At 71.1% G+C, this 20,069-nt stretch carries 22 protein-coding genes; 10 read left to right on the forward strand and 12 right to left on the reverse strand.

The window, feature by feature from the left end:
- Nucleotides 1-64 precede the first annotated feature (64 nt).
- A complete protein-coding gene (locus ABZ444_RS14840) occupies nt 65-1,288 on the forward strand; it encodes a styrene monooxygenase/indole monooxygenase family protein (RefSeq protein WP_357995974.1) in 1,224 nt (407 codons plus the stop codon).
- Complete coding sequence (locus ABZ444_RS14845; protein ID WP_357995976.1) at nt 1,285-1,782, forward strand: flavin reductase family protein; 498 nt, start codon at nt 1,285-1,287, stop codon at nt 1,780-1,782. Before ABZ444_RS14840 ends, ABZ444_RS14845 begins: the two co-directional genes overlap by 4 nt.
- A 16-nt stretch (nt 1,783-1,798) precedes the next feature.
- Here the strand turns inward: ABZ444_RS14845 and ABZ444_RS14850 are convergent, their stop codons facing one another.
- From ABZ444_RS14850 to ABZ444_RS14875, 6 genes are all read right to left on the reverse strand, one after another.
- The gene (locus ABZ444_RS14850; RefSeq protein ID WP_357995978.1) at nt 1,799-2,401 is read right to left on the reverse strand and encodes a methyltransferase domain-containing protein; all 603 of its coding nucleotides are present in this window, start codon (nt 2,399-2,401) and stop codon (nt 1,799-1,801) included.
- Nucleotides 2,402-2,543: 142 nt separating this feature from the next.
- A complete protein-coding gene (locus tag ABZ444_RS14855) occupies nt 2,544-4,271 on the reverse strand; it encodes an ABC transporter ATP-binding protein (protein WP_357995981.1) in 1,728 nt (575 codons plus the stop codon).
- Nucleotides 4,268-5,761, reverse strand: a complete 1,494-nt coding sequence (locus ABZ444_RS14860) for an ABC transporter ATP-binding protein (protein ID WP_357995984.1) — start codon at nt 5,759-5,761, stop codon at nt 4,268-4,270. The genes ABZ444_RS14855 and ABZ444_RS14860 overlap by 4 nt, the downstream gene beginning before the upstream one ends.
- Before the next feature lie 243 nt (nt 5,762-6,004).
- Complete coding sequence (locus tag ABZ444_RS14865; protein WP_357995987.1) at nt 6,005-6,523, reverse strand: DUF402 domain-containing protein; 519 nt, start codon at nt 6,521-6,523, stop codon at nt 6,005-6,007.
- Nucleotides 6,524-6,595: 72 nt separating this feature from the next.
- Complete coding sequence (locus ABZ444_RS14870; protein ID WP_357995990.1) at nt 6,596-7,120, reverse strand: hypothetical protein; 525 nt, start codon at nt 7,118-7,120, stop codon at nt 6,596-6,598.
- A gap of 18 nt (nt 7,121-7,138) precedes the next feature.
- The gene (locus ABZ444_RS14875; protein ID WP_357995993.1) at nt 7,139-7,642 is read right to left on the reverse strand and encodes a helix-turn-helix domain-containing protein; all 504 of its coding nucleotides are present in this window, start codon (nt 7,640-7,642) and stop codon (nt 7,139-7,141) included.
- Nucleotides 7,643-7,721: 79 nt separating this feature from the next.
- On the opposite strand from ABZ444_RS14875, the gene ABZ444_RS14880 reads away from it, so the two are divergent.
- Nucleotides 7,722-8,318 (forward strand): dihydrofolate reductase family protein, encoded by a 597-nt coding sequence (locus ABZ444_RS14880; protein ID WP_357995996.1) that lies wholly within the window; start codon nt 7,722-7,724, stop codon nt 8,316-8,318.
- Complete coding sequence (locus tag ABZ444_RS14885) at nt 8,312-9,154, forward strand: MBL fold metallo-hydrolase (protein ID WP_357995999.1); 843 nt, start codon at nt 8,312-8,314, stop codon at nt 9,152-9,154. Before ABZ444_RS14880 ends, ABZ444_RS14885 begins: the two co-directional genes overlap by 7 nt.
- 68 nt (nt 9,155-9,222) lie before the next feature.
- Here the strand turns inward: ABZ444_RS14885 and ABZ444_RS14890 are convergent, their stop codons facing one another.
- The 3 genes from ABZ444_RS14890 to ABZ444_RS14900 form a co-directional block, all read right to left on the reverse strand.
- Nucleotides 9,223-10,728, reverse strand: coding sequence for a pentapeptide repeat-containing protein (locus ABZ444_RS14890; RefSeq protein WP_357996001.1), 1,506 nt, complete (start codon nt 10,726-10,728; stop codon nt 9,223-9,225).
- A gap of 121 nt (nt 10,729-10,849) precedes the next feature.
- On the reverse strand, nt 10,850-10,999 hold the full coding sequence (locus ABZ444_RS14895; RefSeq protein WP_357996004.1) for a hypothetical protein: 150 nt from the start codon (nt 10,997-10,999) through the stop codon (nt 10,850-10,852).
- Nucleotides 10,996-11,949, reverse strand: coding sequence for a hypothetical protein (locus ABZ444_RS14900; protein WP_357996007.1), 954 nt, complete (start codon nt 11,947-11,949; stop codon nt 10,996-10,998). The genes ABZ444_RS14895 and ABZ444_RS14900 overlap by 4 nt, the downstream gene beginning before the upstream one ends.
- Before the next feature lie 192 nt (nt 11,950-12,141).
- On the opposite strand from ABZ444_RS14900, the gene ABZ444_RS14905 reads away from it, so the two are divergent.
- On the forward strand, nt 12,142-12,708 hold the full coding sequence (locus ABZ444_RS14905; RefSeq protein WP_357996010.1) for a hypothetical protein: 567 nt from the start codon (nt 12,142-12,144) through the stop codon (nt 12,706-12,708).
- A 179-nt stretch (nt 12,709-12,887) separates the two neighbouring features.
- On the opposite strand, the gene ABZ444_RS14910 is transcribed toward ABZ444_RS14905, so the two are convergent.
- Complete coding sequence (locus ABZ444_RS14910; RefSeq protein ID WP_357996013.1) at nt 12,888-13,376, reverse strand: MarR family transcriptional regulator; 489 nt, start codon at nt 13,374-13,376, stop codon at nt 12,888-12,890.
- A gap of 131 nt (nt 13,377-13,507) precedes the next feature.
- On the opposite strand from ABZ444_RS14910, the gene ABZ444_RS14915 reads away from it, so the two are divergent.
- Complete coding sequence (locus ABZ444_RS14915) at nt 13,508-14,329, forward strand: NAD(P)H-binding protein (protein WP_357996015.1); 822 nt, start codon at nt 13,508-13,510, stop codon at nt 14,327-14,329.
- Nucleotides 14,330-14,481: 152 nt separating this feature from the next.
- The gene (locus ABZ444_RS14920; RefSeq protein WP_357996018.1) at nt 14,482-15,903 is read left to right on the forward strand and encodes a hypothetical protein; all 1,422 of its coding nucleotides are present in this window, start codon (nt 14,482-14,484) and stop codon (nt 15,901-15,903) included.
- A 166-nt stretch (nt 15,904-16,069) separates the two neighbouring features.
- Here the strand turns inward: ABZ444_RS14920 and ABZ444_RS14925 are convergent, their stop codons facing one another.
- Nucleotides 16,070-17,122, reverse strand: coding sequence for a winged helix DNA-binding domain-containing protein (locus ABZ444_RS14925; protein ID WP_357996021.1), 1,053 nt, complete (start codon nt 17,120-17,122; stop codon nt 16,070-16,072).
- The gene (locus ABZ444_RS14930) at nt 17,119-18,105 is read right to left on the reverse strand and encodes an NADP-dependent oxidoreductase (RefSeq protein ID WP_357996024.1); all 987 of its coding nucleotides are present in this window, start codon (nt 18,103-18,105) and stop codon (nt 17,119-17,121) included. Before ABZ444_RS14930 ends, ABZ444_RS14925 begins: the two co-directional genes overlap by 4 nt.
- A gap of 62 nt (nt 18,106-18,167) precedes the next feature.
- Between ABZ444_RS14930 and ABZ444_RS14935 the strand changes: the two genes are divergently transcribed.
- The 3 genes from ABZ444_RS14935 (at nt 18,168) to ABZ444_RS14945 (ending at nt 20,046) form a co-directional block, all read left to right on the forward strand.
- The gene (locus ABZ444_RS14935; RefSeq protein ID WP_357996027.1) at nt 18,168-19,136 is read left to right on the forward strand and encodes a YafY family protein; all 969 of its coding nucleotides are present in this window, start codon (nt 18,168-18,170) and stop codon (nt 19,134-19,136) included.
- 216 nt (nt 19,137-19,352) lie between these two features.
- Nucleotides 19,353-19,604 (forward strand): hypothetical protein, encoded by a 252-nt coding sequence (locus ABZ444_RS14940; RefSeq protein ID WP_357996030.1) that lies wholly within the window; start codon nt 19,353-19,355, stop codon nt 19,602-19,604.
- A 133-nt stretch (nt 19,605-19,737) separates the two neighbouring features.
- Nucleotides 19,738-20,046, forward strand: a complete 309-nt coding sequence (locus tag ABZ444_RS14945; protein ID WP_357996033.1) for a hypothetical protein — start codon at nt 19,738-19,740, stop codon at nt 20,044-20,046.
- The last annotated feature ends 23 nt before the right edge of the window (nt 20,047-20,069 follow it).

Raw genomic sequence — 20,069 nt, forward strand, 5'->3', positions numbered from 1 at the left:
CCGCCCGTACCGTTCTTGTCAGGCGCCGATCAGATCCTCCACACCACACCAGAAGGACACCACCATGCGTGACATCCTCATCGTCGGCGCCGGCCAGGCCGGTCTCCACCTGGCCATCGGCCTGCTCCAGCACGGCTACGACGTGACCGTGGTCTCCAACCGCACCCCCGAGTCCATCCGCGACGGCCGGGTGATGTCCGGCCAGGCCATGTTCGGCACCGCGCAGGCCCACGAGCGCGAGCTCGGCCTCGACTGGTGGGCCGACGTCTGCCCGCCCATCGAGGGCATCGCGCTCACGGTCCCGAGCCCGGAGGGCGGCAAGGCCCTCGACTGGGCGGCGCGGCTGGACGTCCCGGCCCGCTCGGTCGACCAGCGGCTGAAGATGCCGGCCTGGCTGGGCGAGTTCGAGCGGCTCGGCGGCAAGCTCGTCCTGCACGACGCCACCCCCGATGACCTGGAGAGCTACGCGGCCCGGTACGACCTGGTCCTGGTCGCCGCGGGCAAGGGCCAGATCGCCTCGCTCTTCGAACGGGACCCCGCCCGCTCCCCCTACACCACCCCGCAGCGCGCGCTGGCCGTCACCTACGTCAACGGCCTCGCCCCCCGTCCCGATCACTCGGCGGTCTGCTTCAACCTGCTGCCCGGCGTGGGCGAGTACTTCGTCTTCCCCGCGCTCACGCACACCGGCCCCTGCGAGATCATGGTGTTCGAGGGCGTGCCGGACGGCCCCATGGACTGCTGGGGCGACGTCCGCGGCCCCGCCGAGCACCTGGCCCGCAGCCGCCGGATCCTGGAGACCTTCTTCCCGTGGGAGGCCGAGCGCTGCGCCGGGATCGAGCTCACCGACGCCAACGCGGTGCTGACCGGCCGCTTCGCCCCCACCGTCCGGCAGCCGGTGGCCGTGCTGCCCTCCGGCGCGCCGGTGCTCGGCGTCGCCGACGTCGTGGTGCTCAACGACCCGATCACCGGGCAGGGCAGCAACAACGCCGCCAAGTGCGCCGCCACCTACCTGCGGGCCATCGTGGAACGCGGCGGGCAGCCGTTCGACGCCGACTGGATGCGGCAGACCTTCGACCTGTTCTGGGCGCAGGCCCAGCACGTCACCAACTGGACCAACGCCCTGCTCGCGCCGGCCGAGCCCCACCACCTGGCGCTGCTGGGCGCCGCCGGCCGGCGCCCGGAGATCGCCTCCCGGTTCGTCAACGGCTTCGACGACCCGGCCGACTACGCCGAGTGGTTCATGGACGCCGGCCGTGCCGAGACCTATCTGGGCAGGGTGACGGCATGAGGTCGCTCCGCGAGGCCTTCGGGCAGTTCGCGACCGGGGTCGCGGTGATCACCACGGTGACCGCCGACGGGGAGCGGGCCGGCGTGACCGTCAACTCCCTCACCTCGGTCTCGCTCGATCCGGCGCTGCTGCTGTGGTGCCTGTCGAACCGGGCGCCCAGCGCGCCGCTCTTCCTGCGGGCCGGGCGGTTCGCCGTCAACGTCCTGGCCGCCGACCAGGGCGACCTGTCCAGGCGCTTCGCCACCCCCGCGGCCGACAAGTTCGCCGGGGTGGAGCTGCTCGGCACGCCGCTGCCGATACTCGCCGGGGCGCTGGCCAGCTTCGTCTGCCGCACCGAGCGCGTCCATGACGGCGGCGACCACCACATCCTCGTCGGGGCGGTGGAACGTTACCAGCGGGCCGGGGGCGAGCCGCTCGTCTTCCACTCCGGCCGGTACCGGGAGTTCTGGCCCGAGATGAGCGCCGGCGAGGGCCGCGTGGCCAGCCACGCGTGACGGCCTCTGGGGGGTGTCACTTCTGCCCCGGCGCCGCCGCCACGGCCGGGCGCCGGCAGACGTACGTACGCGCGGGCGGCAGGTTGCGCCAGACGGTTCTGGTCGTCAGCACCTCGTCGAAGGCGGCGTCCAGCCGTCCGCGGAACCGCCTGCCCGGGCCGGACCGCGTGCCGGTCAGGTAGGCGATCGTGGTGAAGCTGCCGCCGGGCGCCAGGACGCGCGAGACCGCATCGAGGATGCGCTCCTGGGCCGGTTCCGGGATGAGCGTCCACGGCAGCGCGCTCACCACGGCGTCCACCTCGCCCGCGCCGATGCGTGACCCCAGGTCGGCGGCGTCCATGTGCAGCACCTCCAGCCACGGACGGGTCTGCGCCAGATGGTCGACCATCGCGCGGTCGGTCTCCACCGCCACGAACCGCGCCCGGGACGGCAGCCGGGACCGGATCAGCCCGCTGATCGCGCCGGTCCCGGGCCCCAGCTCCAGCACGGTCGGCGCGCCCCGCTTCGGCACCACCTCGACGAGCTGCGCGGCCAGCAGCTCCGACGTGGGGGCGAAAGCGCCGATCACCAGGGGCCTGCTCGCGGCCGCCCTCAGGAAGACGCCAAGATCAGATCGCATGCCTCGACGCTAGTGACGCGCCGGTCCGGACGACTCCTGCCTGGTGGCGATTCCCCGCCTCCGACCATGAGCCGGGCTCGGCGGCCGGCCGGCCGGACCGGTCCTCCTCCCGGAGGACCCGTCACGCCCGGCAGGCCACCCGCTAAGGGCGTGAGCCATGCCAGGAGTTCCACAACGCCTGATAGACCCCGCCGGCCGCAAGCAGCTCGTCGTGCGCGCCGACCTCCACGACGCGCCCGCCCTCCATCACCACCACCCGGTCCGCGTCCCGCGCCGTGTGCAGCCGGTGCGCGATCGCGATCACCGTGCGTCCGTCCAGCACCGCCGCCAGCGACCGTTCGGCGCGCCGGGCCGTACGCGGGTCGAGCATGGCGGTGGCCTCGTCGAGGATGACGGTGTGCGGGTCGGCCAGGATGACCCGGGCCAGGGCGAGCTGCTGCACCCGGTCGGGGCCGAGTTCGGTGCCGGAGGCGTGCGGGCCGAGCTCGTCGTCCAGCGAGGTCACCCAGTCGGCGCCGACCGCCGCCAGGGCCTTCTCCATCCGGTTGTCGTCGGCCGTGGGGTCGGCCAGGTGGAGGTTGTCGCGGACGGTGCCGAGGAACAGGTGCTGTTCCTGGGTGACCAGCACGACGTGCTTGCGGAGCTGGGCGGGCGACAGGTCGGCGACCGGGACCGCGCCGACGGTGACCGTGCCGAGGCGGGGCCGGTCGATGCCGGCCAGCAGCTTGCCGAGCGTGGACTTGCCGGCTCCCGAAGGGCCGACGACGGCCAGGCGCTCGCCGGGCCGCACGGTCAGTTCCACGCCGCTGACGACGTCGCCGGTGGATCCGTAGGCGAAGTGCACGCCGGCCGCCACGATGTGGTCGTCCTGGGGGTCGGGGGCGGCCACGTCGGTCAGCGCCGCCGGGGTCTGGAGCCCTTCGATCCGGGCGAAGGAGGCGCCGCTGCTCTGCAGCTGTTCCATCCACAACAGGATGGTCTCGATGGGCTGCTGGAGCTGGCGCAGGTAGAGCACGCACGAGACGACGGCGCCGAGGGTGACCTGGCCGCTGTCCAGCAGTGCGCCGCCGAGCAGCAGGACCAGCACCGGAGGCAGGAGGGCGGAGACCTCGACCGACGGCCAGAGGACACCGCGCAGGAAGAGGGTTCGCAGCTGGGCGACCCGGCTGCGCTCGATCACCCGCTCGGCGGCGCGGGTGCGCCGGTCCTGCAGGCCGAGGGCTTCGATGGTGCGGGCGCCGGCGGCGTTGGCGGCCAGGTGTTCGGCCAGTTCCGAGCGGGCGGCGCCCTCCTCCAGGTAGGCGTCGCGGGCGCGGCGCAGGTACCAGCGGGAGGCGGCGGCGACGCCGGCGAGCGCGACCAGACCGCAGGCTCCCAGCATCGGGTCGACCACGAAGACGGCCGCGACGAGGAAGATCGCCTGCAGGGCGGAGACCAGCACGGCCGGGGCGGCGTCGCGCAGGGTGCGCCCGACCACGCCGACGTCCGTGGTGCCGCGGGCGGTCAGGTCTCCGGTGCGGATGTGCTCGACGGTGGCGGCGGGCAGGGCGAGCACGCGGTCGAGGAACTCCTGCCGGATGTGTTCCTGGACGCGCTCGCTGAAGCGGGTCCCGGTCCGCTCGGCGTACCGGGACAGGACGAGCTGCAGCAGCGCCCCGCCCACGGCGACCGCGGCGAGGAGGTCTATCGTCCCGCCGGCGGAGATGGTGTCGATGATGCGGCCCAGCAGCCACGGGCTGACCAGGGCCGCGGCCGCCGCCAGGCCGTTGAGGAGCAGGGTGGCGGTGAACCCGGGGACGTCGCGGCGGATCAGGCGCAGGGCCGCCTGCCGTACGCGCCTGCGGTCGGCGACGGGGAGGTCGCGGGTCACGACACCACCGCCCGGTACTCGTCGCTGGATTCCAGCAGGTCGCGGTGGGTGCCGGTCGCGGCCACCCGGCCGTCCTCGATCAGCACGACTTCGTCGGCCTGGGCGAGCAGCAGCGGCGACGTGGTGGCGATGACCGTCGTACGGCCGGCGCGCGCCGTACGAAGGCGCTGCGCGAGCAGGGATTCGGTGTGCGCGTCCAGCGCGGAGGTGGGGTCCACCGCCAGCAGCAGCTCGGGATCGGCCACCAGCGCCCTGGCCAGGCGCACCCGCTGGCGCTGGCCGCCCGACAGGTTGCGGCCGCCGGGCTCGATCACGGAGTCCAGGCCGTGGCGCAGCCCGGCGACCACGTCCTGGGCGGCGGCGACGGTGACGGCGCGACGGATGGTCTCGTCGTCGGCCTCGCCCCGGCCCTGCAGCACCTCGCGCAGCGTGCCGGCGAACAGCGCGGCGTCGTGGTCGGCGATCAACGACGTGCCGTCGAACCCGCCGAGGCCCTCCAGCAGCGCCACGCTCTCCTCGGGACGGGCGCTGACCAGCCCCACGAAGCTGCCCGGCGTGATCGCCGGTTCGGTGGAGCGGGGCCGGTCGCCGGGCCGCAGCGCGAGGAAGTCGGTGACCCGCCGGGCGGAGACCAGGCCGTGGCTGATCTGGAAGCTGCCCTCGATGAAGAAGGACACCGGAACCACCAGCATGGCGATGTATCCGTACACGCCGACCAGCTCGCCCACCGTGATCGTGCCTTCCGCGGCCAGCCTGGCGCCCAGCCAGGTCACCGCGGCCAGGAACAGCGCCGGCAGCCCGACGCCCAGCGCGCCGATCCAGCTCGTCAGCGACGCCACCCGGTACCCCTGCTCGCGCAGGCGTGCCGAGTCGGCGAGGTGACGCTCGGCGTAGGCGCCCTTGCCGCCGAACGCGTTGAGCACCCGCAGCCCCTCGATCAGGTCCACCAGGCGGGCGGTCAGCCTGCCCTGGCTCTCGCGGTAGCCGTTCTGCACCTTCATCAACCGCCCGAGCAGCGGCCCCAGCACGACCCCCAGCACCGGCACGCCGAGCAGCACCACCACGGCCAGCACCACGGAGACCTGCAGCAGCAGCGCCGCCACCACCCCGTAGCTGATCACCGCGCCCACCCCGGGCCCGGTCACCGTCAGCGCGGCGGCGATCGTGATGACGTCGCCGATGCCGATCGTCACGACCTCGCCCGCCGAGGTGCGCCTGTTCAGGTCCGCGCCGAGCGTGTTGATCTGCTCCACCAGGGCGCGCACCGTGCGGAAGTTGGCGTCCATCCGGATCTTGGTCATCGTGCGGTGCCGCATCATCGCCAGCCAGGCGTTGACGAGGCCGGCGCCGAGCAGCGCCAGCACCCAGCCGGGCGCCAGGTTGTCGTCGATCGCCCGGGACAGCAGGTACGGCGGGAGCGTGAGGCCCACCGTCCACAGGGTGCCCAGCGTCGCGCCCAAGGCGACCCGGCCCTTCTGCGCCCACGCCAACCAGCATAAATACCGAGCAGCCGCCTTCATGACGATCACGCTAGACCATGGCTTCACCGATCCGCCGACGGGGGTTCCTGCGTGGCGGCCCCGCCTGCCCGGCTGGACTTTCCGCTTCACCCGGGCGGCGTTCCGGACGGGTACGGCGGGCCGACCGGGTGGTCAGCGGGTCGCCGACCTGCCGGCCCGTCGTCGCGTTCCATCGGCGGCGAACGGCTCGGCCGCACGGTCCTGGACGTGCTCTCATCCGGCGTCGAAGGGCGGCAGGTCGGCCAGCTCCAGAACGGCCGCGGGCGGGAAGTCCGGCCACGAGCTCGGCGGATCCTGGTCCAGGTTGCGCAGGCGCCTGTCGATGAAGCGCTGGGTGTCGCGCAGAACCCTGACTGTGGTGGCGGCGTCGATGGCGCCGTCCTGCAGCGCGTCGGCGAGCTCGTCGAGGTCCAGGACCTCGTAGCGCCGGCCGGCCGGGAGCACGACGATGTCCATGTAGAGGTCGCGGACCGTCAGCCGCTTCGGGCCCGTCTCCTCCACCTCGACCAGGTCGACGTACCAAGCGCCTTCGAGTGCGTCCACGAAGGTGACCGGCTTCCGGATCTGTACCCCTTCGTCGGCGATCACGAAGCAGCGGTCGGTCGTGGGACGGCCGGGAACCAGCCATGGAGGAAGGATCTCGACGTCGTAGGCCACGATGTCGTCGCCGGTCCGGACGCCGGAGCACCATTGCCCGGTGCGGTGGTGGACACGTACCTCTTCAAGAGTCACGCATCGCAGTATGACCGCGCCGGGACACTGACTGCCGTGCCTGGTCATCGGTCCGGAGCGCAGGCGTTCAGGTCAGCAGTTCTTGGCCGGCGGCGCGCAGGATCGCACCTCGGGGTAGCGCTTGGAGGGTCTGTTCAGCAGGGGTTGCGGCCTGCCGCGCAGGTGCAGGTCGAAGAGGGCGGCGACGTACCCGCGGGTGACGTCCATCGAACGGGTTCCCTTCAGGCCGCTGCCGAGGTCGGCGCCGAGCCGCTGGAGCAGCATGTCGTAGTCGGTGAAGGACGGGTGCAGCGCCCCCTCCACCACCGGCCGGCGTTTCCACCCGGTCAGGCGTTCCCAGTCGCGTTTCCAGGTGCCGTCGTTCGAGGGGGCGCCCATCAGCATGAACGGTCGTGCCGGTCCGCTGTCGGGGATCGGGAGGAACAGGCTGCCGTCCAGGTTGATCCCCGCGCGTACCCGGGCATCCTGCACCATGCTCTCCGGGACGGCGGCCCCTCCGATGGACCGGCCCGCCATCGCGATCCGGGCCGGATCGATCAGGGCGCTGCCCTTCCATGTGGGCCGCGACCCGGTCAACTGGTCGAGCACGAAGCGCATGTCGATCGCCCTGGTCCGTCACCGTTGATCGGCGTCTTCTTGCGAGGTGGCCGTGGTGCGGGCGGCGTCGAGGCGTTCGAAGGGGCCTGGGCCGTCGTGCGGCTTCGGCGGAGTGTCGAGGTGGCGGACGCGCAGCTCGTCCATGAGCTCCTCGATGAACGCCGGCCCCTCGTCCCGCATGGCTTGCTGCCGGCTCCGGAGCTCGTCGCTGCCCGGACGCCAGTCGAGGCCCCAGTTGCCGAGGGCGTAGATGATCGGCAGGGTCTGGATGCCGGCTTCGGTGAGGCTGTAGCGAGCGCGCTGCCCCCGTGCGGCGGTGCCGCGGGTGAGGATCCCCGCCTCGACGAGCCGCACGAGTCGGTCGGCCAGGATGTTCGAGGCTATGCCCTCGATCGACCCCGTGAGCAGCGCCCGGAAGTGGCGGCGGTCGCCGAAGATGACGTCGCGCAGCACGAGCAACGTCCAGCGATCTGCGAGCACCTCGACGGCGGCGTTGATCGGGCATCCGGACCGTGGTTCCACGATTCCGCTCCTCCTTGACAGGGTTTTCGCTCCCAATATAGTAGTTGCAAATTGCAAGCACTATTCCGAGGAGGAGCCGATGGGTCGCTTCGTCTACTCGATGCAGGTGTCCCTCGACCTGCGGATCGAGCAGGTGCCGGGGGACGCCGGCGCCGGCGAATGGCTGCGTGTCGACGAGGAACTGCACCGCGAGGCCAACGCGCAGATGCGGGCGCTCGCGCTCATGGTCCACGGCCGGGTCCACTACGAGGTCATGGAGGAGCACTGGCCACGGGCGAGCGAGGACACGTCGCTGCCGGACTTCATGCGTGAGTACGGCGAGATCTGGACCGCCAAGCCCAAGGTGCTCGTCTCCCGCACGCGCCGCAGCGCCGATCACAACACCCGGATCATCGGCGGGGACGACGCGATCGAGCAGCTCGCCGCCCTGCGTGCCGAGACCGACGGCGGCATCGGCGTGGGTGGCGCGGCGCTCGCGACGCAGCTGCTCCGGGCCGGGCTTCTGGACGAGTTGCTGCTCTTCACCCACCCCGCGATCCTCGGCTTCGGCAGGCCGCTGTTCGACGACTACGACCTGCCGATCGACCTCGACCTGACAGAGCAGCGAACGTTCGAACAGGGCGTCACGATGCATCGCTACGCCATCCGGGACGCGAAGGAGGCGAGCTCGTGCTGAGGCAGGTCGCGGAGGGCGTGTGGGTCCACGAGAGCGCGTTCGTGCAGAGCAACGCCGTTGCGGTGCGGGGCCGGGCCAGTGTCCTGCTCATCGACCCCGGGGTGACCGGCGCCGAGATCGACTGCCTCGCGCACGACCTCGGCGAATTGGGTCGGCCCGTTGTGGCGGGGTTCTCTACGCATCCGGACTGGGATCACCTGCTCTGGCACGATCGCCTCGGCGAGGCGCCCCGTTACGGCACGGCGCGCTGCGCGGCCACCGTCCGCGAGCAGCTGCCGGACGAAGACGCGAAGACCCGCGTGGCCGACCACCTGCTGGAGACGGAGATCGCCGGCCAGGTACCGCTGGACCTGCTCGGCCGCATCACCGGCCTGCCCGCCGGAACCACGCGGATCCCTTGGGACGGCCCCGAGGTCCGGATCGTCGAGCATCAAGCACATGCCCCGGGCCATGCGGCGCTGTTGATCGAGGAACGCGGGGTTCTCGTCGCCGGCGACATGCTGTCCGACGTCCTGATTCCGATGCTCGACCTGGACGGCACCGCCGACCCCATCGAGGATTACCTCACCGCCCTGCGGCTGCTGGAGGACGTGGCGGGCGGCGTTGACGTCGTCGTCCCCGGCCATGGTTCCGTCGGCGGATCCGACCAGATGAAGGCGCGGATCGAACAGGATCGGGCGTACGTGCTCGCGTTGCGGAACGGCCACGTCTCCGCCGATCCGCGGATCGGCCCGTCGGCCAAGCCGGGCTGGGAGTGGGTGAGCAGCGTGCACGAAGGGCAACTCCAGAGCCTCGCCCGGAGAAGCCGGCGCGACGGGACGTCCCGCCAGTTGTAGCGTCCCGGTCCGCCGACCGCCACAGGTCGCGTCAAGGGGCGTCAATACAGGAAGGCGATCCAGGCCGATCAAGCGTCCGGGGCGGGATCTGGCGCAGACGCCGGCGGGAGCCGCAGGCCAGGGGCCTTGTCGGGCAGGCCATCCGGCGGGTGAGACCAGTCGGCGACCCCATCGAACCGAACCTGGCCGCCAGAGAACCTCGCACCCACGAATCCGACCCGGCTGCCGCAGAACGTCGCACCCACGAATCCGACCTGGCCGCCGGAGAACGTCGCGCGACCGAACCCCACCTGGCCGCCGGAGAACGTCGCGCCATCGAACCCGATCTCGCCGCCGAAGAACGTCGCGTTGTGGAACCAGACCTGGCTGCCGGAGAAAGTCACATTGCCGAACCCGACCTGGCCGCCGGAGAACGTGGCGCGACCGAACCCGACCTTGCCGCCCGAGAACGTCGCGCCACCGAAGCCGACCTCGCCGCCGGAGAACGTCGCACTGTGGAACCAGACCTCGCCCCCGGAGATCGCCGCGCCGCCGAACCAAGCCTTGCCGCCGGAGAACGTCGCGTGATCGAATCTGACCTGGCTGTCGGAGAATGTCGCATTCTGGAACCAGACCTCGCTGCCGGAGAACGTCGCGCCGCCGAACGAGACCTCGCCACCGGAGAACGCCGCGTCGCCGAACCAAATGTGGCCGCCGGAGAACGTCGCGTGATCGAATCCGACCTTGCCGCCGGAGAACGTCGCGTGACCGAACCTGACCTTGCCGCCCGAGAACGTCGCGCGACTGAACCGGACCTGGCCGCCGGAGAACGTCGCACCATCGAACCAGACCTCGCCGCCGGAGAACGTCGCGCCGTTGAACCTGACGATGCCGGCGGGAAAGACAGTGTTGGAGAAGTCGATGTCTTGGGCGATGGGGACGCCGGTGAAGTCGAGGTCGGCCCCATGCCAGGGGATGCGAGCGTAAGCCTTGAGATGGGTTGCGATCAGGCGCCATATCGTGGCGCGGACCTCGCCCATCCCCAGCCAGACGGTGTGCTCGGCCGCATCGGTAGTGGCGTCGGGTTCAGGACCTGGGGGCATGCGGAGGTAGGCGCATAGAACGTCGATGCACATCTGCCGACCGCCTTCCCAATCGTCGGCCAGCGCCGACAGGGCGTGCACGCCTGCGAGACGTACGGCTGGCGAGTCGTTGCCGAGTTGGCCCGAGGCGGTGGTGAAGCGTTCGTGGAAATGCTTGGCCTGCTCCCGGGTCTCGCCGGCTTCGGTGACGCGTTGCTTGCGGTAGGCGACGACGAGCGCGACCACGCCACCGATGCCGGCGACGACGGCCAATGAGATTTTGACGATCTCCAGGGCCTCAGCCGTGGTCGGCTGTTCGGCTCCCAGAATGGCTCTGCCCAGCGGGGACAGTGCCAGAGCCACCAGGCCGGCCGCCGAACCTGTGGCCAGCGTGAGCGTCACGGCCAGGGCCACCCTGACGGGCATCAGCGGCGCGTGGCGTTCGACGCGCTGCTCCCGCCAGAGGTCTGACCGTTGCGGGCGGGGAGCGCGGCGCAGGCGCGGCAGTCGCATGCGCCCAGGATGGCGGCTACCCGCTGGTCATGGAGGGGTATACCGCACCTGCAAGACCCGACCGAGCAGGCTGGTGCCTCACCATCCTCACCGACGCCGTCATCACTTGGACGACCGAGTACTACGTGATGGCATCAAGGAACTGCGCGCCCAAGGCCGCGATGTCCCCGACGAACTGCTGCCGTTCATCGCACCCGGCCACCGGGAGAACATCCACTTGTTCGGATTCATCGAGGTCGAAATTGAAGGCGAGACCGCCAAACTCGATCAACCTCTGAACGTTGGTGACCGGGCCCGCAATTTGTCGCCCAGGTCGCAGACCTCCTCTGGGGAGGCAGAGATGAACTCGTGCCATCGGTGCAGCTTGCTGTGGGGGTAGCCGAGCAGGTTGACGATCACGCTGTTGACCACATCCTCCACCTCATCGGCATCGGCATCGGCAACGACCGGCCATGAGTCAGCGATCTCCACGAGGCGATCCCACTCGACCCCCATGTAGGTCGGGAACTCGCTGTCGTTGTCGAAGAACGGCCCTCGCGCGGCGGCCGTCAGGCACTCACCGACGATCTGGAGTTCCCGGTCGCTCATCGAGTCAGGCTGTCGGCCCTCCACTGTGATGGCGGCCTCAAGGTGCCGGGCCACGGTCAGCAGGTCACGGGTGCGGAAGTACTCGAGCTGGTCGTCGCGCGAGCGTGCTGGTCGGAGGCGGGCGGTGAGCTGGTCGATGCAGTCGGCCAGCAGTCGACGCTGCTCGGGCGGGAGATGACCGCCCGTAGCGAGGCACGTCTGCACGCATTCACCAAGAAGCTGCGAAGGCTTGTCGTCATCGACGATCAGGACCGCGAGCCGTCGCTGGTGCCAGAAGGACACAGCATGGAGGGCCGCTTCTCGGCGCGCGCCGTACCAACAGGTCAGGATGTAGGGGTTGAGGTCGTCAGGGCGGGGGCTGCGCTGACCCCGCTGCTTGGCCTCGCGTCGAGCGAACGCGTAGGCCAGCTTCTCCGCCTGCCAGGCTGAACGGCTGGCTTCCAGCACGGCCAAGGCTCGCAGAAGTGCGGACTCATCGGTGCGGAACGGCCCAGCCTTGGCTTGCAGGAAACTCAAGGTCGCCTCGAAGCCGATCGGACGGTAGAGCTGCACGCAGGAGCGAAGCGCGGACAGCCGTCGCTGGTGAGGCAAGGCTGTATCGCGCGCCTTGCGAGCGAAGTTGCCGAAGCTCATCTGGCCGCGCTACCCCCGTCGCCGATCCCATCCCATGTACGTGATGACAGCCTATTCTCACGTACATGAACGACCGCGGTCTCACGCCGAGCAGGGAATCCGCCTCCGGCGGACATACGTTATCCGGTACATCGATGCCACCTCTGCAGGGTCGGCATGAGCCGGCGTGTTCATGGCGACGCTGTCACCGGCGTGAGTGACCAGGACGCGGCCGTGGTGCTGCTGTCCGCGGCACTGATCGAGATCCGCTACCTTTCCAGGCACGCCCGGCGCGGGACCGACGGGGTCTCACCGGCCGATGACCTGCAGCACATCTGGTTTCTGTCCGACCTCTGCCACAACCTGCCGGGCGTCACCCGGCTGTCAGTCTGGCCGCCCTCCCGTAAGAACGGCACGCTGAGCAGCCGGCAAGGAGCGATGCGAGAGCGGCCGATGAGCTGGACCTGGAACACCGCCGGGCCGGAAGGACGCGCCTGGATCATCGGGCAACTCGATGACGCCGACTGTCCGTGGACTCCTCCACCTCCGCTCCCGAACGCGTCCAAAGGGCCCCCGAACTGCCGCCGGCCGCGGCCGACTTGGCGGGCCCGTCCCGGCCGGCTCGGCGTCGCCTCCGCAGCCGCTGAGCACGGCTGTCGCAACCAGCGCCAGAGCGGTCTTTCCGATGGTGTTCATGGTCGGTCCCCGGCATCTCATCCGTCACGCGCGCATGCGACCGCCCGGGCGCCTGTACGGCTCGTGGTGGCGTCCGGCGCGTGATCTGCTTCAGCGACCCTTGCGGCTAGCGCCCAGCGCTGCCGTGGCGGTCGCCCGCCTGGACGTGCTGTGGCCCGTCTCCTGCGCCCCGGTCGAAGGCCGGGGACGCTACGATCACGACCAGCGCCCATGTGGATCTTCCTGGCATGCCCCGGGACAATATTCTGTTCAATGGAGTATGGTCAATCGCGATGGTCTCCCGCGACCCGAGCGGACGTCGTGAGGCGCTGCGCCTGAGCGCGACCCACCGAGGCGGCCCGCTCGAGATAGTCGGCGATCAGGGCGAGGGCGTCGTCGTCGTATTGGTCGAGCATCTCGACGAACGCCCTGCCCGGAACGTCCCAGGCCGAGCCGATCCGGGCGCGGGCCTCCGGGGTCAGCGCGACCAGAGCGCGCCTGCGGTCGGCCGGGTCGGCGTGCCGTACGACGAGACCCGCCTTGTCCAGGCGGTCGACCAGGCGGGTGGCCGATCCGGGGGTGAGGCCGGCCAGGCGGGCGATCTCGCCGGTGCTGATCGGCCCCTGCTCCAGGTCGAGCAGGGCCACACACTGCAGGTCGGTCGGGTGCAGGCCGAGCCGGTCGGCCATGGCCTGGTTGAACAGCGTGTAGGCCGCGTAGTGGCGCTGACTCTCGTCGCTGATGCGCTTGAGCATCTCGGCTCGATTTGACACGTGCGGCTCCATACTCCTCATAATGTTCGTCACGCAATACTTGTGTGACGCAACTTCTGTGTCGCGCTTTCATTCTATCGACAGACGTCGCGCTCAGGTCGCGAATAGTCTGCGAAGGGATCTGTACCGATATGACCATTCTTGTCACGGGCGCTCGCGGCAGCGTCGCGACCGCCCTCATCGGCCTCCTGCGCGAGCAGGGCTTGTCTGTACGACCGGCCTCCAAGGCCCCCGCCGACCCGTCCGTCGTCAGGTGTGACCTGGGCGATCCGTCCACCTTTGGCGGTGCGCTCGCAGGTGTGACCTCGGTGTTCCTCTACGCCGAGCCGTCACACGCGCAGGAGTTCGCCGCGGCGGCCGAGGCGGCCGGGGTCGAGCATGTCGTGCTGCTGTCCTCCGCCGCCGTGCTCGTGCCCGACCCCGACAGCAGCCCCTTGGCCGCCTCGCATCTCGTCTCCGAACGCGCCCTGGCCGCCTCGCCCGTGCCGAGCACCGTGCTGCGGCCCGGCACCTTCTGCGGCAACGCGATGGCGTGGTCGTGGGCGATCAAGTCGGGGGCGCCGATCACCCTGCCCTACCCGCACGCGCACGTCGACGCCATCCACGAAGCGGACATCGCGGCGGTGGCGGCCGCCGTTCTGGCCGACCCCGCCCTCGGCGGCAGGACGTACACACTGACCGGGCCCCAGTCGCTCACGTTCACCGACCAGATCGAGATCCTCTCCCGCGTCACCGGGCAGGACATCGCGATCACGCCCGTCACCCGGCAGGAGTGGACGGCCGAAATGGCGCAGTACATGAACGCGGCCTTCGCGGACGCCCTGCTGGACTACTGGCAGAGCTGCGACGGCCGGCCGATCGAGCTCACCCCGGTCGTGGAGGAACTGACCGGGACACCCGGGCGGACGTTCGCCTCCTGGGCCGAGGAGAACCGGGCGGCGTTCCTCGGCTAGCGGTCTCAGCGCGCCGCTCCATGGACACCACCGGCAGCGCGGCCCCTTGCGACTCCGGTCGCAGACAGGTCGCGGAGGTCATACCGGGGTCGCAGGCAACTCTCGGCCTCGGGCCCGATGTCCCTGCGAGGTCATTGCGCCACGGTGATCACATGAATGTGACCGTGTTCGGCCTGTCCCTCATGGAGCTCCTGGTCCTGGCGTCCGCCGTCGTGCTGGTGCTGGCCCGCTGGCTGCCGCCCGGAGCGCGCCGGCCATCGACCCTGGCCGGTGCGGCGGCCCTCGTGGTGTCCGCGACCGTGCTGGCCGTGCTCGGGATCCGCTGGCAACTCCTTCCCGTCCTGGCGGGAGGGGTCATCGCGCTGGCGTTCGCCGCGCCCTCGCTGCTGGGGTGGCGTGCCGGGCGGCGGGCTCGATGGTGGCTGGCGCTGCCGGGGTCGGCGGCATGCCTGGCCGTGATCCTCGCGGGGGCGACGGCGGCGTGGGCGCTGCCCCTGCCCGTGTTCCCCGAGCCGTCGGGCGCCTACGCAGTCGGCACCACCGTCCTCCAGTGGACCGACCCTGATCGCGCGGAAGTCGCCACGTCCCGGACCGATGACCAGCGGACGGTCGTCGTCCAGCTCTGGTATCCCGCGCAGGCCGCTCCCCCCACCGCCCAGCGCGCGCGGTACCTCGGCCGCACGGTACGAGAAGCACAGCTCGTCGCCCGCGGCGAGGCCGACTACCTCGGCCTTCCGGCCTTCGTTCTCGACGAGCCGACACGCGCCCGCACGCGCTCGGTGCCCGATGCGCCGGTGGCCGGCGGCGGCGACCGGTTCCCCGTGGTGCTGTTCTCGCCCGGGCTCGGAGGTGTGCGCACCCAGAACACCGCCTGGGCCGAGGAACTGGCCAGCCGCGGGTACGTCGTGGCGGCCATCGACCACCCGTACGACTCGGCCGTCGTCACCCTCGCCGACGGCCGAGCGGTCCGCACCAAGGTCGCGGCCACCGGCGACCAGGCGGAGGACGACAGACGCGCGGCTGGATGGACGGCGGTCAGGGCCGCCGACCTCAGCTTCGTCCTCACCCAGTTCGGCCCCCTGGACCGGGGAGAGATCCCCGGCCCGCTGAGCGGGCGGCTCGACACCCGCCGCGCCGCGGCGACCGGTCACTCCCTCGGGGGCGCCGCCGCCCTGCAGGCCGCCCGCCAGGACCCCCGGTTCGCAGCCGTCATCGACCTGGACGGCTTCCCCCGCGACCCCGCGACGCGACCGTTCCACCAGCCCGTGCTCGCGCTCACCCACGACGTCCAATTGGGCGAGGAGCCCGACTACATCCCGCGCCTCACGCGGGTGCTCCAGCTCAGTACGGCGACGGGCTACCGGCTCACCGTCCCCGGCACGGCGCACCTCACCTTCACCGACGCCCCGCTCTTCATGCCGCCCCTGCCCGCGCTCATCGGCTCTCTCGGCCGGACTGCCGGGCCGCGCATCACCGCGGCGGCCACCGTCGCCTTCCTGGACGCCACACTCCGCGGCAGATCCGGCGACCTGGCCGCCACCCTGTCCAGGTACGGCCGGCTGACCGTGCTGTGACGGCCGCTTGCCGTGCCAGAGGATGCAGTGCTCGCACACCCCGCGTCCGCCCGCCTCGACAGCGGCGCTGAACCTGCGCTCGAAGTCCTTGTCGGACCCGCATCGGTGGTCATGCCGCAGCTCTCTCCTGGAGGACGCGCCCGAAGCCTCGCACTGATCGTCATGTTCAGCGGCGTGACAGGAACGGCAGCAGTCGGCTGATCTCGTGGTCGACTGCCTGCTGTTCGTCCCGCGAAAAGCTGCCGAACGGGGTCAGTCGTACTTCGCCCGCGGTGAAGGACCAGGTGCCGCGGACGTAGCCGTCGATCAGCACGGTGGGCAGGACTCTGGCCTGTCCGGGGGTGACGTGCCTGCGGTCGGCGTCGGCGATGATGCGGCTGCGGTCGGCGTGGCCCAGAAGGGCGTTGTCGTAGGCGGGCAGCAGCCGTACCGGGGCGGGGGTGTCGGGGTCAGGGAGCGGGACGTCGGGCAGGTCGAGCAGGCGGCGGCCGTCGGGGCCGGTGTGGTGGCGCAGGTCCGCGCCCATCTCCGCGACGATCTCGTCCAGCCGGGTCAGCCCGGACCACGCCTGGACGTCCGCCACGGTGGCGGGCCCGAAGGCGGCCAGGTAGCGGCGAACCAGGTCGCGGAGCGCGGCGGGCTGCGGGGCGTCGACCGGGGCGGCGCTGACGGTGATCGATGAGCGGGTCCCCCAGCCGCCCCAGGACGCGGTGGCCGGATCGTGGACGAGCGGGGTGCGCAGCTCGATCTCACCTGCCAGGATGCGGCTGTCGCGGCCCGGGTGCAGGGTCGCGAGGTGGCCGGCGAGCTCCTTCCTGGGCAGCGGCCCGGTCCGCAGCAGGGCGCGTCCCTCGGCCACCAGCGTTTCGGGGTCGAGTCCGGCGTTGTTGCGCCGGAAGTGCGCCGAGTCGGCGGTGCGGTTCAGGACGGGCTGCAGCACCGGCCGCAGCCGACGGAAGTCGTCGGCGGCGGCGAGGTGCATCGTGCTGCGCAGGAATCCGGACCGCACGACCCGTCCCTGGGCGAGCAGGGTGGTGAGGTCGGCATGGGTGAAGTGGCGGATGCGGGCCCACAGTCCGACGTAGGGCCAGTTCGGCTCCTGCGCCTGCATGGCGACCAGGTGGCCGATCACCTCCAGGGCGGTCAGGTCGGCCCGCTCCAGCAGGAACTGCCGCTGGAGCAGGGCCCGGTTGAGCGCTCGGCGGGACAGGACGGTCATACCAGCCGCACCGAGACGTTGCCGCGGTACTCGCCGCGCAGCAGGGCCAGGAACGCGCCGGGCACGCCGTCGATGCCGGTCTCGACGACGGTCCGCGGGTAGACGAAGCGGCCCTGGTCGAGCGCTGTGCGGAAGTGGCGGTGCCAGGCGGCGATCTGGTCGGGGGTGTGGTGGCAGGAGAACGGCAGCAGCTCGACGCCCCTGGCCAGGGCGGCGTCGCGATCGGGTGCCGGGAAGCGGTCGGACGCGGCGCCGAGCTGGGTGGACAACGACCCGCACAGGGCGAACCTGGCACCCGGCACGGCGGCTTCGAGCGCGGCGTCGTACAACGCGCCGCCGACGGTGTCGAAGAAGACGGTGATGCCTTCCGGGGCCAGCTCCTTGAGCGCGGCGGCCGGGTCGTGGTGGTAGTCGAAGGCGGCGTCGAAGCCGAGTTCGTCCACGAGGTAGTCGGCCTTGGCCCGGCTGCCCGCGCTGCCGATCACCTTCCTGGCGCCCAGGTTGCGGGCGATCTGCCCGGCCAGCGAGCCGACGCCGCCGGCCGCGCCGGAGACGAAGACGACGTCACCCTCGCCGACCTCGGCCACGTCCGCGACGCCGTGGTAGGCGGTCGGGCCCTGGGCCAGGTGGTAGCTCGGGTCGGGATAGGCGTCCGGGTCGAGCTTGACGTAGGAGGCCGCCGGTCCGGCCGAGTGCGTGCTCCAGCCGCTCATCGACTGGACCAGGTCGCCCTCCCGCAGGTCAGGGCTGGCCGAGCTGAGCACGGTGCCGATCGCCATGACGCCCACCCGCCGGCCGGGCCGCCAGGCGGGGACCGGAAGGTGGCAGTCGGCGCGCATGAGTTCGAGGTAGGTGGCGGCCAGCCCCAGGTAGTCGGTACGGACCACGACCTCCCCCTCGATCTCGGCCGGAGCGACGGTGAAGTGCTCGGGGCCGGGGACGGCGGCGATCTGGGCGGTCAACTGAACCTCGTGAGTCATCATGGTGACCACCCTAGGAAGGCTTCCGGCCAGTTTTTGACCGGAAGTACCCAGATAATGGGGGTATGGCCAACACCAGTTCCCGCACGCTCACCCTGCTGTCGTTGCTGCAGACGCACCGCCACTGGCCGGGCGCGGATCTGGCCGAGCGGCTCGGCGTGTCGGAACGCACACTTCGCCGGGATGTCGATCGCCTGCGCGAGCTGGGCTATCCCGTGCACGCCTCCCGAGGCACCGACGGCGGCTACCAGCTGGCGCCCGGGGCCGTGCTGCCGCCGTTGCTGCTCGACGACGAAGAGGGCGTCGCGCTGGCGGTCGGCATGGGAGACGCGGCGCAGAGCGGCATCGCGGGGCTGGAGGAGGCGGCGGTGCGCGCGTTGACCAAGGTGGTGCAGGTCCTGCCGCCCCGTCTGCGGGCCAGGGTGAACGCGCTGCGCGCGATGACCGTCTCGGCGGCCTCCGCCGGGCCGGTGATCCCGGCGGAGGTGCTGACGCTGATCGCCCAGTCGTGCCGGGACCAGGAACGGCTGTGCTTCCACTACGCCACACGCGCCGGCGCGCGAACCGAACGCGAAGTGGAGCCCCATCGCCTCGTCGCGCTCGGCGGCCGCTGGTACCTGGTGGCCTACGACCTGACCAGGCACGACTGGCGCAGCTTCCGCCTCGACCGGCTGGCCCAGCCACGCAACACCGGCGCCTCCTTCCTGCCGCGGCCGCTGCCCGGCGGGGACGCCGCCGCGTTCGTACGCACCGCGGCCCAGGTTCCCACCGCCAAGACCGTGGTCGCACTGGTTCACGCACCGGCGGAACAGGTGCGCCGGATGGTCGGCCAATGGGGTGAGATCCAACCGGTCGCCCCCGATCGATGCCGGCTCACGATGATCTCCACCAGCCTGGACTGGCCCACGCAGGCGCTGGGCAACATCGGCGCCGAGTTCGAGGTGCTCGAACCGCCGGAGTTCGTCGATCACCTGAGAAACTGGGGCGCCCGCTTTCTCGACGCCGTCGACAGATCGGCCCCGGGGTCGCGGTGACAGCCGCGACTGAGGTACGAACTCAAGTTCGACTATTCACTCCCACCGCCTCGGCGGCCGACTCCACCACATACCTCGAAGGCGTCACCAGTGCCGGTGACGTGGCCGCGGGCGGCGGCAAGGTCTTCCCGACGCACCTGTCGCTCTCGGGCGACCGGCTGTGGGTCGGATACGGGTGCACGTTCGGCGGCGAACGGGAGGGTCGGCAAGCAACTCGTGCTCGGCGGCGCCCTGGACATCGGCGGCCATTCTCCGGCCCCGCTCTCCTACGGGAAACTGGTGCGCACCATCACCGACGACAGTGGCACCACGACCGTGTCGCGGTCGGTGCCGCTCGCCACGGACGGCTCGTTCAGCACGGCCGACACGCCCCGCGTCAACGGCCGGTTCGCCTGCACCGTCGAGTGGGCCGGCGACGGCGCGACACTGCCGTCGCAGGCGAACCACACCATCACGGTGAAGGACTGAGAACGGCACCACCCGCGCCGGGGGGCGGTGCCGTCACCGGGCGAGAGGTCCTTGTATCGCTGGAGAGAGTCACTGAAGGTAATCATGCAAGCACATACTGTGATGGACGTGGTCGCCTTCGAAAGGACTTCCCATGCGACCCATTCCCGCCATCTCAGCCGCAACAGCCGCCGTCGCCCTGGCGCTCGCCTGCGCCACCCCTGCGGCCGCCGCCCCCGGCGTCGTGCGCCTGTTCTCACCTGACGGTCAGAGCAGGCTCATCACGGACCCCCAGCCCAACCAATGCCACCCCGGCTTCGGCCCCGACAGCGGCCTGTTGAACCGCACCTCAGGCACCATCCTGGTCTTCCCGGACTCGAACTGTCGGATCAGGGTCTTCGACCCCGTGCAGCCCGGGGCCACCAAACAGGGCAACATCGGAAGCTTCCTCGCCCTGAACTGATCCAGCACAGGTCGGTCGCTCGA

It is taken from the genome of Nonomuraea sp. NPDC005730 (assembly GCF_040630865.1).
Lineage (GTDB): Bacteria > Actinomycetota > Actinomycetes > Streptosporangiales > Streptosporangiaceae > Nonomuraea.